Below are 15,448 nucleotides of genomic sequence, written 5' to 3'. Positions count from 1 at the left end.
ACAAAAGAAATTCTTATGACCAAGCTCCGCCCTCATCTTCCGCTCAATGCGTTGCGCGCGTTCGAATCGTCGGCGCGCCACCTGAACTTCACGCGCGCCGGCCTCGAGTTGAGCGTGACCCAGGCCGCGGTCAGCCAGCAGGTGCGCTCGCTCGAGGAACGGCTCGGCTGCACGCTGTTTACACGGCTGCCGCGCGGCCTTGGGCTCACCGACGAAGGGCGCGCGCTGCTGCCCGTGCTGAGCGACGCGTTCAGCCGCATCGAGACGGTGCTCAAGCAGTTCGACGGCGGGCGCTTCCGCGAGGTGCTGACGCTCGGTGTCGTCGGCACCTTTGCCCTAGGCTGGCTAATGCCGCGACTGAAGCAATTCGGCGATACGCACCCGTTCGTCGAGCTGCGGCTGCGCACCAACAACAACGTCGTCGACCTGGCGGCCGAGGGTCTCGACTTCGCGATCCGTTTCGGCGAAGGCAACTGGCCGGCGACCCGCAACGAGCCGCTGCTCGATGCGCCGCTCACCGCGCTGTGCACGCCGGAAATCGCGCGGCGCCTCGCGCAGCCGGCCGATCTCGCCAATGAAACGCTGCTGCGCTCGTACCGCACCGACGAATGGCACGGCTGGTTCGACGCCGCGCAGCTCGAGCCATGGGCGGTCAACGGGCCCGTGTTCGATTCGTCGCGGCTGATGGTCGAGGCCGCGATGCAGGGTGCGGGAGTCGCGCTCGCGCCGGCCTGCATGTTCGCGCGCGAACTGCAGCTCGGCCTGCTCGCACGGCCGCTCGATATCGACGTGTGCGCGGGCGGTTACTGGCTCACGTCGCTGAAATCGAAACCGCTGACGCCGGCAATGACGCTCTTTCGCGACTGGATCGTGGCCGAGGCGGCCGGCACGACGCCGGACGCGTAACGCAGCCTCGCTTGTCCACAGAAAATGTTGGCAAGGATGTGGATATCCTGGGCACCCAGGATCCAAGCCCTTGATCGTGCACGCATTTGCTTTCCGGTACACGCATCGGGCAGCCTTTGTGCAGGGGCTTCGCACGCCTGTCGCATTCGGGCCCGATACTCAACCAATGCGACGCAATCGATTGCGAGTTGTCCACAGATTTTGTTGGCAAGCCTGTGGATATCCATCAGATCCGGCGCGTAACATCTTGATACACAAGGGTATTCGATATCCGGACCTTGAGCGGTCAATGGTGTGGCACCGGAAAGGCATTCGCCCCGTACACCGGACGACCTCCGGGCACGCACCGCGCGTGTGACCGAAAGGCCGGCCGGTTCTCCACAGATTATGTTGGCAAGCTTGTGGATATCCTGCGCAGCGCCCACCTAACTCATTGAGCGCACGGGGTTTTGTGCTTCATCTGCAGAATCGGGCAGCGCCGGCGCAAGCAATGCATCAATGCCGGTCGAGCCCGCCGCGCAATTCGCTCGCCTTGTCGCGCAGCGCTTCGTAGCCCGAACGCGCATGCTCGGGAAGATCGGGATCGCCGATCAGTGCGCCGAGCGTTTCGATCAGGCTGAACAGGATGCCCTTCGCCGCGCCGACCGCGATGCTCTGCGATTCGATCGACTTGTGCAGGTGGTCGACCGCCGCTTCCAGATTCTCGAGCTTGTGCTCGCCGTCGTCGGGCCGGTTGTCGGTCGTCATCGTCTACCTCCGCCATCGTTCAAGGGTCATGTCACGATTCTATGCCGCCGGGCGCGAACGTGGCGCGACATCGCGCAACGTTCGCGCAGCACGGCGCTACAGCACCGCGACGACCTTCACGCGGCCCGGCTGCTCCGCCGCCGCGACGACCTGGCCGTCGACGCGGCGGAACGTCAGCGACACGGTTTCGTCGCCGACGCGCAGCGCGTCGATCCGCAACCAGTCGACCCCTTCCGGCAGCGCCGGGCGCTCGACGCGCACCTCGTGGCGCGACGCGTCGATGCTCACGCCGAGGCACGCCTGCAGCATCATGAACGGCGCACCGGCCGCCCATGCCTGCGGCAGGCAGGCCACCGGATACGCGGTCGGCGGTTCGCCGCGTCGGCGCGGGAACCCGCAGAACAGTTCCGGCAGGCGCATCTCGAAGCTCACCGCCGCCTCGAACAGCGCGCGCAGCAGGTTCACCGCGGCCGTCTTGTCGCCGTAGCGCGCGAGCCCGCGTGCAATCAGCGCATTGTCGTGCGGCCATACCGAGCCGTTGTGATAGGCCATCGGGTTGAAGCGCGGCTGGCCGGCCGCGAGCGTGCGAATGCCCCACCCCGTCTGGAACAGCGTCGAGCCGAGCACGCCGGCCACCGCCGCGCCGCGCTCGGCGTCGGGCAACCCGAACGCGAGCAGGTGGCCCGCGTTCGACGCGAACACGCGGCACAGATCGCCATGACCGTCGAGCGCGATCCCGTAGAAATCGCCTTCCGGCATCCAGAACAGCGCGTCGACCTGCTCGCGCAGCGTCTTCGCGCGCAGCGCGTAGCGCGTTGCGTCGGCCGCGTGGCCGCGCCGGTGCGAGCATGCCGACATCGCATCGAGCGCCGCGCACGCATAGGCCTGCACTTCGACGAGCGCGATCGGCCCGTCGGGGAAGCGGCCGTCCGCGTGGAACACCGAATCGTGGCTGTCCTTCCAGCCCTGGTTCGCGAGGCCGCGCTCCGACGTGCGCTGGTAATCGAGCAGTCCGTACGGATTGCGGTCGCACTTGTCGATCACCCATTGCGCAGCGCGTTCGAGTGCGGGCCACAGTTCGTCGATCAGCGCATCGTCGCCGGTGCGTTCGACATAGGCGCCGGCCAGCACGATGAACAGCGGCGTCGTGTCGACGCCACCGTAGTACAGCGCGAACGGCACCTCGCCCGTGGCGGCCATCTCGCTGCGGCGGAACTCGTGCATGATCTTGCCGGGCTCCGCGTCGCGGAACGCGGACGTTTCGCGCGCCTGGTGCTCGGCGAGAAAGCGCAGCACGCCGCGCGCGAGCGACGGCTGCAGCCACAGCATCTGCAGCGACGTGATCACCGCATCGCGGCCGAACGGCGTCGAGAACCACGGAATGCCCGCATATGGGTACGGCCCCGTGTCGAGCTGCGTCGTGAGCAACCCGAGATCCGCGAGCGAACGGTCCAGCCATGCGTCGAACAGCGGATTGCCGGTGTTCACGCGCGCCATCGACTCACGCCGCGCGCGCATCTCGCGATGCACGCCGACGAGCGCGGTGCGCAGCGCGACGCGGCCGCATCCGGGCCCTTCGCCGTGCGCCGGGCCGAGCGTCGCATCGACGGTCAGGTAGATCGACACGCAGGCCTGCGCGGCGATCGCCAGCGTGTAGTCGGCACGATCGACCGACAGCGCGTCAGGCGCCGGCGAGAAATGCACGGTCACGTTGCGCTCGACGCTGTCGAGGCCGTCGTAGCGCAACCGCACCGCGCCCGCATCGACGCGCGGAGCAACGACCGTGCCGCGCTTCGGGCGCCGCGTGCCGCGCACCTCGAACATGTCCTTGAAATCGGCCGCGAACGACAGCGACAGCGGCACCTCGGCTTCGCTCGCACCGTAGTTCGTCAGCGTCAGCGCTTCGTACAGCACGTCGCCCGCGAGCACGCGCGTCCGCTCGATATGGATCACGCCCTCGGGCGTCTCGTGGCCGCCGAGCGGCGGCAGCGGGCGGTTGGTCAGGTGCGCGGTGAACGACGCGTTGTCGGCGCTCGTCGCGCCCGACAGCAGCGACGGCGCACGGCCGCCGAACGTCAGGCGCCATTTCGACAGCACGCGCATGTCGTCGACGAACAGGCCGTCGTCATGGCCGCCAATGTCGCCGAGCGCGTCGCTGACGACGAACGCGTCGCCGGATTTGAGCACGTACTGGTTGTTCCGCGCGAGGGCCTGCGGATCGGCTTCGGGTGCGATGAAGGCAGGGCCCGACGCGGTGGTCGGGGCGACCGGCGCGACTTGCGGCGCCTGCGTCGTAGTGGCTTCGGCGTGATTCGGCATCGATGCTCCTGTGTCGAGGCGCAACGCGCGGCGCGCGTCGCGTGTTTCGCACAGGATAGGCCAGAACGGGGCATGTGCGCAGCGACGACAAAGAGGCGACGCCCGGCGACGTTGCCGTCGCCGCCTGGCGTCGCGCACAGGCACATCACGTGCAGCTCAGAACTTCCACAGGATGTTGCCGAGGATCGCGTTGTCGCGCACGCCGCTGCCGTACTGGCCGCTGTACGTGAGGCCGAGCGTCAGGCGCTTCGTGATGTTCGCGTCGATACCGGCTTCGAGCACCGCGCTGTCGCGCGCAATCGGCACGCCCGACACCTGGAACGACGTACCGCCGTTCGCGAACGTGAACGCCGACGACGGCCGCACGTTGCCGAACGCATGGCGCCAGCCGACCGTCCCGCGCGCGGTGAACGTGCCGCTCCCGATCGAGCCGAGTTGCGACGCCGCGCGCACGCCGAGTGTCGAGAAGCCGACGTGAGTCGTCTCGCCGCCGGCACGCAACGCGGCCGCGCCACCGGTTTCCGTGTAGCCGTCGGTATGCAGGTTCACATACGCGAGGCCCGCGAACGGTTCGATCGCGACGGGCCCGACCGGCAGCGCGTACCCGACTTCGCCGAACACCTGCGCCGAATTCGCGTTGTAGCCGGCCGAGTCGTGATCCGAGAAGCCCGCGAAGCCGGGGTAACGGTCGCTGTTGATCCGGTACCACGTGTACGACGCGCCGCCGCGCACGCCGAGCGCGCCGTACTGCGCGCCGCCATACAGCGACAGGTAGTAGCTGTTCACCGCCGCCGACGCGCTCTGGTCGTTGTCGAGCGAGCTGTGCGTGACGCCTGCCGCCAGACCCGCCCGCCACTTGTCGTTGAGCGCCATGTCGGCACCGGCGATGAAGCCCGTCATGCTGCGGTTGATCGTCGACGCATTGCCGTCGCCGGTGAGCCGGCTGCGGCCGCCGAACGCCTGCCCCCAGACGACCGGTTGATACGGCGTGCCGCCGTAGCAGCCCTCGCGCGAACCGATCCGGCGTTCCGGCGGCAACGTCGGATCGGCCGCGCCGGCCGTGTTGTCGCCGCACAGCGCGGCGCCGCCCGACGACAGCGCGGCAAGCGGGCCCGATCCGGGTGCGAGGCCCTGGCGGACACGGTCGGTCACCGCGTCGCGCACGTAGCGGCTGTCGAGCAGCAGCATGCTCTTCAGGCTCGCCTGCAGTTCGCCGTCGAGCAACCCGTACGCGCGCCGTGCGGTGGGCGCGTCGGTCGTCAGCACTGCGTCGTACAGCGGGTTGCCGGCGCCGAGCCCGCCGAGCGCGGTCGCGACCGAACGCTGGTTCGGCGTCGTCGCGACGTCCGGCAACGACGTGCCGTTCTCGACGAGCCGCAGGTACACGTGACCCGGATCGTAGCTGAGCGTCGGCATCAGGAACGCGTAGTTCGCGTTCACCTGGCTGAACGTGCCCTGCACGCCCGACGCGGCCGTGAGGATCGTGTAGGTCGTGCTCGGCTGGTAGCCGCTCTGGTTCGCGATCACCTGCACGGTGCCGCCGTTCAGCGTCGCCGTGCCGCCCGCCGCGAGGCTGCCGCTCTGTTGCGGCGACGCCGCGACCTGGAACGTCGAACCCGGCTGGAACGTGACGTTGCCGCCCACGTTCAGCGCCGCGCCCGGCTGCGACGCGGCCGCCGTCGCACCGCCCTGCACCACGAGGCCGCCGACCGTGCCGGTGCCCGTCAGCGTCGCGCCGCTCTGCACGGTGACGTTCGACTGGCCGAGCGAGCCGTTGACGGCGAGCGTGCCCGCGCTGACCGTGGTCGGGCCGCTCAGCGTGTTCGTGCCCGTCAGCGTCAGTTGGCCGCTGCCGGCCTGGGTCAGCGAACCGGCGCCGGACAGCACGCTCGCGATCGTCACGTTGCCGGATTGATTGACGACCAGCGCACCGTTGTCGACGACATTGCCGGCCACGCTGCCCGACGTGCCGCCGTTACCGAGCTGCAGCGTGCCGCCGGCCGCGATCGTGGTGCCGCCCGTGTACGTGTTGCCGCCGGTCAGCACCTGCGTGCCGCTCGCCACCGTCACGCCGCCCGAGCCGCCGATCGTGCCGCCGAACGTGCTGCTGCCGCTGCCGTTCAACGTCAACGCGTTGCTGCCGAGGTTCACGTTCGTGCCGGCCGCGCCCGACAGCGCGCCGATCGTCTGCGCGCCCGTCGCGCCGCTCGCGTCGAACGTCGCACCCGCGCCAGCGAGATTCACCGCGCCCGTCGATGCGAGACTGCCGCCCGCGCCGAGCGCGAGCGTGCTGCCGCCGATGATCGTCGTGCCGCCCGTGTAGGTGTTCGCGCCCGTCAGCGTCTGCGTGCCCGTACCCGCAACCGTCACGGCACCCGTGCCGCCGATGGTCCCGCCAAACGCGCCGCTGGTGCTGCCGTTCAGTGTCAGCGCATTCGTGCCGAGGTTCACGCTGGTGCCGGCCGCGCCGGTCAGCGTGCCGATCGTCTGCGCGCCCGTCGCACCGCTCAGGTTGAACGTCGCGCCCGTGCCTGCCAGATTCACCGCGCCGGTCGATGCGAGACTGCCGCCCGCGCCGAGCGCGAGCGTGCTGCCGCCGTTGATCGTCGTGCCGCCGGTGTAGGTATTCGCGCCGGTCAGCGTCTGCGTGCCGGTGCCGGCGAACGTCACGCCACCGTTACCGCCGATCGCGCCGCCGAACGTGCCGTTGCCGCTGCCGTTCAGCGTCAGTGCATTCGCGCCGAGGGTCACGTTCGTGCCTGCCGCGCCCGACAGCGTACCGATGGTCTGCGCGCCCGATGCGCCGCTCAGGTTGAATGTCGCACCTGCGCCCGCGAGATTCACCGTGCTGCCCGACGCGAGACTGCCGCCCGCACCGAGTGCGAGCGTGCTGCCCGCGTTGATCGTCGTGCCGCCCGTGTACGTGTTCGCGCCCGTCAGCGTCTGCGTGCCGGTGCCCGCAACCGTCACGGCACCCGTGCCGCCGATCGTCCCGCCGAACGTGCCGGCACCGCTGCCGCTCAGCGTCAACGCGTTTGCACCAAGGTTCACGTTCGTGCCGGTCGCGCCCGACAGCGTGCCGATCGTCTGCGCACCCGATGCGCCGCTCAGGTTGAACGTCGCGCCGGTGCCGACCAGATTCACCGAGCCGGTCGATGCGAGGCTGCCGTTCGCGCCGAGTGCGAGCGTGCTGCCGCCGTTGATCGTCGTGCCGCCCGTATACGTGTTCGCGCCCGTCAGCGTCTGCGTGCCCGTACCCGCAACCGTCACGGCACCCGTGCCGCCGATCGTCCCGCCGAACGTGCCGGCACCGCTGCCGCTCAGCGTCAGCGCGTTCGCACCGAGGTTCACGTTCGTGCCGGCCGCGCCCGACAGCGTGCCGATCGTCTGCGCACCCGATGCGCCGCTCAGGTTGAACGTCGCGCCGGTGCCGGCCAGATTCACCGAGCCGGTCGATGCGAGGCTGCCGTTCGCGCCGAGCGCGAGCGTGCTGCCGCCGTTGATCGTCGTGCCGCCCGTATACGTGTTCGCGCCCGTCAGCGTTTGTGTGCCGGTACCGGCCAGCGTCACGCCGCCCGTCCCGCCAATCACGCCGCCAAACGTACCGTTGCCGCTGCCGTTCAGCGTCAACGTGTTCGCGCCGAGTTTCACGTTCGTGCCGGTCGCGCCCGACAGCGTACCGAGCGTCTGCGCGCCCGTCGCACCGCTCACGTCGAACGTCGCGCCGGTACCCGCGAGATTCACCGCACTGCCCGACGCGAGACTGCCGCCCGCGCCGAGCACGAGCGTGCTGCCCGCGTTGATCGTCGTGCCGCCCGTATACGTGTTCGCGCCCGTCAGCGTCTGCGTGCCGGTGCCCGCGAACGTCACCGCGCCCGTGCCGCCGATCGCGCCGCCGAACGTGTTGTTGCCGCTGCCGTTCACTGTCAACGCATTCGCGCCGAGGGTCACGTTCGACCCGCCCACACCGGTGAGCGCGCCGACCGCCTGTGCGCCCGTCGCACCGCTCACGTCGAACGTCGCCCCGGTGCCGGCGAGGTTCACCGCGCCCGTCGCCGCGAGGCTGCCGCCCGCGCCGAGCGCGAGTGTGCCGCCCGCGTTGATCGTCGTGCCGCCCGTATACGTGTTCGCCCCCGTCAACGTCTGCGTGCCGGTGCCCGCGAGCGTCAGGCCGCCCGTCCCGCCGATCGTGCCGCCGAACGTGCTGTTGCCGCTGCCGTTCAGCGTGAGTGCATTCGCGCCGAGATTCACGTTCGTGCCGCCCGCGCCGGTCAGCGCGCCGAGCGTTTGCGCACCTGTCGCACCGCTCACGTCGAACGTCGCACCGGTACCCGCGAGATTCACCGCGCTGCCCGACGCGAGACTGCCGCCCGCGCCGAGTGCAAGCGTGCTGCCGCCGTCGATCGTCGTGCCGCCGGTGTAGGTGTTCGCGCCCGTCAGCGTTTGCGTGCCGGTGCCCGCGAACGTCACCGCGCCCGTGCCGCCGATCGCGCCGCCGAACGTGTTGTTGCCGCTGCCGTTCACTGTCAGCGCATTCGCGCCGAGGGTCACGTTCGTTCCGCCCGCGCCGGTCAGCGCGCCGATCGTCTGCGCGCCCGACGCGCCGCTCAGGTTGAACGTCGCGCCCGCGGCCGCGAGATTCACGGCACCCGTCGCCGCGAGGCTGCCGCCTGCGCCGAGTGCGAGCGTGCTGCTGCCGCCGATCGTCGTGCCGCCCGTGTAGGTGTTCGCGCCCGTCAGCGTCTGCGTACCCGCGCCGGCCAGCGTCAGGCCGCCCGTACCGCCGATCGCACCGCCGAACGCGTAGTTGCCCGCGCTGCTCAGCGTCAGCCCGTTGCCGCCCAGGTTCACGTTCGTGCCGCCCGCACCGGTCAGCGCACCGATCGTCTGCGCGCCCGTCGCGCCGCCCAGGTTGAACGTCGCGCCTGTCCTGGCCAGATTTACCGTACCGGTCGACGCCAGGCTGCCGCCCGCGCCGAGTGCGAGCGTGCTGCCCGCGTTGATCGTCGTACCGCCCGTATAGGTGTTCGCGCCGGACAGCGTCTGCGTGCCGGTGCCCGCGAGCGTCAGGCTGCCCGTGCCGCCGATCGCACCGCTGAACGTGCCGCTGGCGGTCCCGCCCAGCGTCAGCGCGTTGCCGCCGAGGTTGAGGTTCGTGCCCGCGACGCCCGACAATGCGCCGAGCGTTTGTGCGCCTGTCGCGGCGCTCAGATCGAGCGTCGCGCCCGTGCCCGCGAGGTTCATCGCGCCGGTCGATGCAAGGCTGCCGCCCGCACCCAACGCCAGCGTGCCGGCGTTGATCGTCGTGCCGCCCGTATACGTATTCGCGCCGGTCAGCGTGGTCGTCGCCGCGCCGTTCTTCACGAGACTGCCCGCACCGGAAATCGCACCACTCAGGTCGAGCGCATTGCTGCCGCCCAACGTGAGCGCCGCACCCGTGCCGAGGGTGACCGCGTTGGCCACCGACAGGCTGGCGTTCGTATCGAGCGTCGCCGCACCGCCGACGTTTACCGTGCCGGTGCCCAGCGCCGAATTGTTGCCGAGCACCACGCCGCCGCTATTGAGGTTCGTGCCGCCGGAATAGGTGCTCACGCCGTTCAGCGTCTGCGTGCCGGTACCCGCGAGCGTCAGGCTGCCCGTGCCGCTGATCGCACCGCTGAACGTGCCGCTGGCGGTCCCGCCCAGCGTCAGTGCGTTGCCGCCGAGGTTGATGCTCGCGCCCGTGACACCCGACAGTGCACCGAGCGTCTGGCCGCCCGTCGCGGCGCTCAGGTCCAGCGTCGCACCGATGCCCGCGAGGTTCATCGTGCCGGTCGATGCGAGACTGCCGCCCGCACCGATCGCCAGCGTGCCGCCGTTGATCGTCGTGCCGCCCGTGTAGGTGTTCGCGCCCGTCAGCGTCGTGGTCGCCGCGCCGTTCTTCACGAGGCTGCCCGTGCCGGCAATCACACCGCCCAGCGCGAGATTGTTGCTGCCGCCCAGCGTCAGCGCCGCACCCGTGCCGAGGTTGACTGCGTTGGCCACCGACAGGCTGGCGTTCGTATCGAGCGTCGCCGCGCCGCCGACGTTCAGCGCGCCGGTGCCAAGCGCCCCGTTGTTGCCGAGGACGAGGCTGCCGCTATTGAGGTTCGTGCCGCCCGTATAGATGTTCGCGCCGTTCAGCGTCTGCGTGCCGGTGCCCGCGAGCGTCAGGCTGCCCGTGCCGCCGATCACGCCGCCGAACGTGCCGCTGGCGGTGCCGCCCAGCGTCAGCGCGCTGGCGCCGAGATTCACGCTCGTGCCGGCGCTGCCCGACAACGCGCCGATCGACTGTGCACCGCCCGCGCTGATGTCGAGCGCGGCACCCGGATTGACCAGGTTCACCGTGCCCGTGGACGACAGGCTGCCGCCCGCGCCGATCGCCAGCGTGCCGGCGTTGATCGTCGTGCCGCCCGTGTACGTGTTCGCGCCCGTCAGCGTCGTGGTCGCCGCGCCGTTCTTCACGAGCGCACCCGCACCGGAAATCACGCCGCTCAGCCCGAGCGCGTTGCTGCCGCCGAGCGTCAGCGTATTGCCCGTCCCGATATCGATCGCATTGCCGACCGTGAGATTCGCGTTCGTATCGAGCGTCGCCGAGCCGCCGACGGTCAGTGCGCCGGTGCCGAGTGCCGACGCGTTGCCGAGCACCAGGCCGCCGGCGTTCAGCGTCGTACCGCCCGAGTAGGTATTCGCGCCGGACAGCGTCGTGGTCGCCGCGCCGTTCTTCACGAGGCCGCCGCCGCCCGAGATCGTGCCGCCCAGCCCGAGCGCGGTGCTGCCGGCGAGCGTCAGCGTCGTGCCCGTCGCGAGGTTGACGGCATTCGCGAGCGACACGTTGGTGGTCGCGTCGAGCGACGACGAAGCGTTCACGTTCACCGTGCCGCTGCCGAGCGCCGTGTTGCTGCCGACGGCGAGGTTGCCGCCGTTCAGGTTGGTCCCGCCCGTGTACACGTTCGTGCCGGTCAGCGATTGCGTGCCGGCGCCCGACAGCGTCACGCTGCCCGCGCCGCCGATCGTGCCGGCATAGGTCGCGTTGCCGGTGGCGTTGATCGTCAATCCGTTGCTGCCGAGAGCCACGTTCGTGCCCGCCGCGCCTGCCAGCGAGCCGATCGTCCGCGCGCCCGACGCACCGCTCAGGTCGAACGTCGCGCCCGCGCCGGTCAGGTTCACGGTGCCGGTCGACGCAAGGCTGCCGTTTCCGCTCAGCGCGAGCGTACCGGAATTGATCGTCGTGTCGCCGGTGTACGTGTTCGTGCCGGTCAGCGTCGTGGTCGCCGCGCCGTTCTTCACGAGGCCGCCGGCCCCGGAGATCGTGCCGGTGAGCCCGAGATTGTTGCTGCCGCCAACTGTCAGTGTCGTACCCGTCGCGAGATTGACCGCATTGCCGAGCGTCACGTTCGTGCTCGTGTCGAGCGACGCCGACGCGTTGACGTTGAGCGCACCCGTGCCGAGCGCCGAGTTGTTGCCGACCGTGAGGCCGCCGCCGTTCAGGTTCGTGCCGCCCGTGTAGGTATTCGCGCCGGACAGCGTCAGCACGCCGCCATCGTTCTTTGTCAGCGCGCCGCCGCCCGACACCGCGCCCGACAGCGTAAGCCCGGTCGCGCCCTGCACCGTCAGCCCGCCCGCGCCGATCGTCACGCCGTTGGCGACGTTGAGCCCCGCCGTGCCGGCCTGCAGCGCGCCGCCGATGGCCGTGACGGTGCCCGTGCCGAGCGACGCGTTGTCGTTGATGATCGCGACGCCGCCCGCCAGCGTCGCGTCCTGCGCGGTGGACGCACCGTTGATCGTCCAGTTGCCGCTCGTGACGTCGAGGTGATTGAAGTTGATGTAGTTGTTGGCCGCGATCGTGCCGTTCGCGGGAGCGCCCTGCTGCAGGACGAGCGTGTTGTTGCCGCCCGCGCCGCCGTCGACGACGCCGGTCGCCGCGACACCGAGCGTGACCGGACCGACCGTGATGTTGAACGCTCCGCCAGTGCCGCCTGCCGTGTTGACCGACGAGCCGGTGACCGCGGTAAACGTGTTCGTGCTGTTCGCGCCCATCGACACGCTGCCGTTGATCACGCCCGAGTTGGTGAACGTATTGCCCGCCCCTGGCGAGTTGTTCGAGCCCAACGACACCCGCCCGGTGATCGTCCCGCTGTTCGTCACGTTGACCTGGCCGCCGCCGTACGCAGCGACCACGGGCGCATCCGCGCCGACCAACGTCGCACCGACCAGCGGGGTGGAACCGATCGAACCGGTGTTCGTGATGTTGGAAACGCCGCCCGTGCCGTTCTGGACCGACAGCGCCATGCCCGTCACGCCACTGATCGCCACGCCGGTCGAGCCGTTCATCACGCCGTTGTTGGTGATGTTGACCGAGCTCGCCGCCGCGTTGCCGATCACCGCGCCGCTCGACAGTATGCCGAGCCCCGAGCCGAGCGCGGACGGGTCGATCGTGCCGTTGTTGGTCAGCGTGGCGTTGTTGCCCGTCAGCGACATCGCCGTGCCGCCGACGCCAAGCAGCACGCCGACGCTTGCGCCGGGGTTGACGGTCGCGTTCACATTGTTGAGGTTGCTCGAGTAACTCGGCGCCAGCGGGTTCGCGACGCCGGAACAGGTCACCGTCGTGCCCGCCTGGCTGCAGGTCGCATGGGCAGGCACGATACCCGCGCCGGACAGTGCCAGGAAAACACCCGTGGGCAACAGCAGTCTCGGAAACGGCTCACCGGCTTTTTTCGAACGCGCAAGATTCATGCTTTCCCTCGTTTTTGGTTTTGATATGGGTATGGCAGCCGCACCGAACGGCGCGCAGCAGAAAATCGCGGACAAAAGCGTCCGCCCCGGCAGTCGCGATGCAACGTCGGTTTATTCAAGGATGAATTTTCAATCAGCCCGGGATCGGGATGGCAGACGCAAGACTAGTCGAATGACATGATGGCGGCCCCTGTTTTTCTGCAGCGACTTTCTGGTTGATTTGATTACTGCCCTGCTTTTATCAGACAAGGCTATATCAAACTCGAACCGTTTTCCAGTCGATGTTTAACCATCGGATCAAGGGCCGGCAAGCATGTATTTTTTACCCACCGAAAGGCGTCCGGCGGCGCCTCTGCATGTTTTTCGTCTTTGTTATTTGATTTTTCGCAGAAAGAGCGGAATCGCCGCATCCGTGAAAACGCTGATGCGCATTCTCGATTCAAGGTATATGAATCCCGCAGTGCAATATTCAAATTCCCGAAAATCGCCTACGCGGATAATCAGCACTCACTTAATTACCGGAGAAAATCGGGATTTTCTGGATCCTGATGGATTTATCCGGATTTCCGCATTGCATCAAAATTGCAATGCGAATCGTTATCGCCTGCCGAGTGTCGAATATATTCGTGCTGCGGAGAGGAAACGACAGGAAACCGGAAAAAAGAGAGAGAACCACGCGCGCCGGAAGCATTCGCCCCGCGGCGCGGCGCGTTACGAAAACAGGCTCATCAGATAAAGCATCGGCCGGAACGACAGCGGCCGCGCATCGGGATTCACCCACAGCCGCACCGCATACATCGCGTATGCCGGCACTTCGCGCCAGCTCGAATAGACATCACGCAACTGGAAGCGGTGCGGATACGCGGCAGAGATGTTCGCCCGCGCGATGCCGACGCGCTCGAACGCGAGCCGGGCCCGCGCGAGGTGGTAGTACTGGCTGACGATCAGCACGCGCGACAGCTTGTGCGCCTGCAGGTAAGCGAGTGTGTGCTGCGCGGTCGCGAGCGTGTTGTCGCCCTGGTCGTCGACCGCGATCCGGTCGGCCGGCACGCCGCGCGCGACGAGATAGTCGCGCATGGCCGTCGCCTCGTCGAGCCCGGGACCGTCGATCGCGCCGCTGACCAGAAACGCCGGGCACTGCCCCGCGCGGTAGCAGCGCACGCCGACATCGAGCCGGGCCGCGAGCACGGGCTTCGGCGCGCCGGTATCGTCGAGCGCGTTGCCGAAGATCACGGCGACGTCCGCCGGTTCACTCGGCATCCGCATCCCGTGGACGACGATCGCAACGGCCGCCGCGATCCAGAGGCACGCGAACACGGCCAGCAGGCGGCCCGCTCGGGCCGCGAAGCCCCGTTTGGTTCGATATTTCAAGGTTGTCGGTCTCTCAGGTCGTCGGGCGTGCCGGCTCGCCCGGCGCCCGGACGGGCGCAACACCCTAGCATGGCGCGCTCGCGCCTGTCCACGCGGCGGATCGATGCCGGAAGGTCGGCGGCCGTTCGACACGACGACCGACGCAGTGCGTGGCGGCAAGAGGGAGACCGAAAGAGTGCGAAAGCCTGCGCGACCGGCCGCGGAACCGGCTCAGTCGGCCGGACACATCGACAGCCGCCCCATCGCCTCGCCGGCGCCGCGCACCGCGCAGGTGGCCGGTTCGTCGGCGATCCGGGCGACCAGCCCCGTCTCGTCGTAGAGCAGGCGCTCGAGGTCGGCGAGCAGCGCGCCGCCGCCCGTCAGCACCACGCCGCGATTGGCGATGTCGGTCACGAGCTCGGCCGGCGCGTTTTCCAGCACCGACTTCACCGCACCGATCACCTGCTTAAGCGGCGCGGCCAGCGCGTCCGCGACGTCGTGGTTGGACAGCTCGACCGAGCGCGGCAGGCCGTCGCCGATGCTGCGCCCCACCGCACGCGTCGACGTGCGCGGCACCGCGCTGGTGGCCGAGCCGATCGTCTTCTTCACGTGCTCGGCCGTCTGCTCGCCGAGCAGCACGCCATACAGGTTGCGGACATGGTTGACGATCGCCGCGTCGAACTGGCTGCCGCCGACGCGGATCGCCTCGCGATAGACGATCCCGCCGAGCGCGATCACCGCGACTTCGGTCGTCCCGCCGCCGATGTCGATGACCATCGAGCCGACCGGCTCGGTTACCGGCAGGCCGGCGCCGAGCCCGGCCGCGAGCGACTCCTCGATCAGTTCGACGTCCGATGCACCGGCCGCGAACGCGGCCTCGCGAATCGCGCGGCGCTCGACGGCCGTCGCGTCGGACGGCACGCACAGCGTGACCTCGACCCGGCGGCCGAAGCGCGACCGCGTGCGCGACATGTCGATGAAGCTGCGGATCATCTGCTCGGCCGCGTGCGCGTCGGCGATTACACCGTGCCGCATCGGCCGCACGGCTTCGAGATGCCCCGGTTCGCGGCCGAGCAGCGCCTTCGCGAGCTCGCCGACGGCCTCGAGCGTCGGCCGCGCGTCGGTCGCACCGCCCTTGCGGAAGCAGACGACCGACGGCTGGTTCAGCACCACACCGCGCTCGTGCGTATAAATCTGCGTACTCGCCGTTCCAGGGTCGATCGCAACGGGTTGCGCAAACAACTTTCCGAACAGCGGTGTCGACATATCAAACCTTTGTGAAGGAACGGGCCGGGACAGCCGCGCCGCATTTTCGCGGCGCGTCCATGCCGCCCCATCACGAGCTTAGCGGCAAATCGTTCCGATACTTTAG

The 15,448-nt window shown here is 69.1% G+C and carries 7 protein-coding genes; 2 read left to right on the top strand and 5 right to left on the bottom strand.

Going from position 1 to position 15,448, the window contains the following annotated elements; translation table 11 throughout:
• Nucleotides 1–15 precede the first annotated feature (15 nt).
• Complete coding sequence (gene penR, locus U5798_RS03825; RefSeq protein WP_124449530.1) at nucleotides 16–906, top strand: beta-lactamase transcriptional regulator PenR; 891 nt, start codon at nucleotides 16–18, stop codon at nucleotides 904–906.
• Between the two features lie 495 nt (nucleotides 907–1,401).
• On the opposite strand, the gene U5798_RS03820 is transcribed toward penR, so the two are convergent.
• The 3 genes from U5798_RS03820 to U5798_RS03810 all read right to left on the bottom strand — a co-directional run bounded on the left by U5798_RS03820 (nucleotide 1,402) and on the right by U5798_RS03810 (nucleotide 12,726).
• Nucleotides 1,402–1,653 (bottom strand): hypothetical protein, encoded by a 252-nt coding sequence (locus U5798_RS03820; protein WP_006482135.1) that lies wholly within the window; start codon nucleotides 1,651–1,653, stop codon nucleotides 1,402–1,404.
• Between the two features lie 96 nt (nucleotides 1,654–1,749).
• Nucleotides 1,750–3,972, bottom strand: a complete 2,223-nt coding sequence (locus U5798_RS03815; RefSeq protein WP_124449528.1) for an amylo-alpha-1,6-glucosidase — start codon at nucleotides 3,970–3,972, stop codon at nucleotides 1,750–1,752.
• Nucleotides 3,973–4,128: 156 nt separating this feature from the next.
• On the bottom strand, nucleotides 4,129–12,726 hold the full coding sequence (locus U5798_RS03810; protein WP_322081249.1) for an autotransporter-associated beta strand repeat-containing protein: 8,598 nt from the start codon (nucleotides 12,724–12,726) through the stop codon (nucleotides 4,129–4,131).
• On the opposite strand from U5798_RS03810, the gene U5798_RS03805 reads away from it, so the two are divergent.
• Nucleotides 12,668–12,907: a hypothetical protein gene (locus U5798_RS03805; protein WP_124456637.1), complete on the top strand. Its 240-nt coding sequence runs from the start codon at nucleotides 12,668–12,670 to the stop codon at nucleotides 12,905–12,907. The genes U5798_RS03810 and U5798_RS03805 overlap by 59 nt on opposite strands.
• 530 nt (nucleotides 12,908–13,437) lie before the next feature.
• Here the strand turns inward: U5798_RS03805 and U5798_RS03800 are convergent.
• Nucleotides 13,438–14,097: a YdcF family protein gene (locus tag U5798_RS03800; protein ID WP_322081248.1), complete on the bottom strand. Its 660-nt coding sequence runs from the start codon at nucleotides 14,095–14,097 to the stop codon at nucleotides 13,438–13,440.
• Between the two features lie 210 nt (nucleotides 14,098–14,307).
• A complete protein-coding gene (locus tag U5798_RS03795) occupies nucleotides 14,308–15,342 on the bottom strand; it encodes a rod shape-determining protein (protein ID WP_124456635.1) in 1,035 nt (344 codons plus the stop codon).
• Between the last annotated feature and the right edge of the window lie 106 nt (nucleotides 15,343–15,448).

Source organism: Burkholderia sp. BCC1972 (assembly GCF_905339605.1).
Lineage (GTDB): Bacteria > Pseudomonadota > Gammaproteobacteria > Burkholderiales > Burkholderiaceae > Burkholderia.
This window is presented reverse-complemented; position numbering and strand designations above follow the sequence as displayed.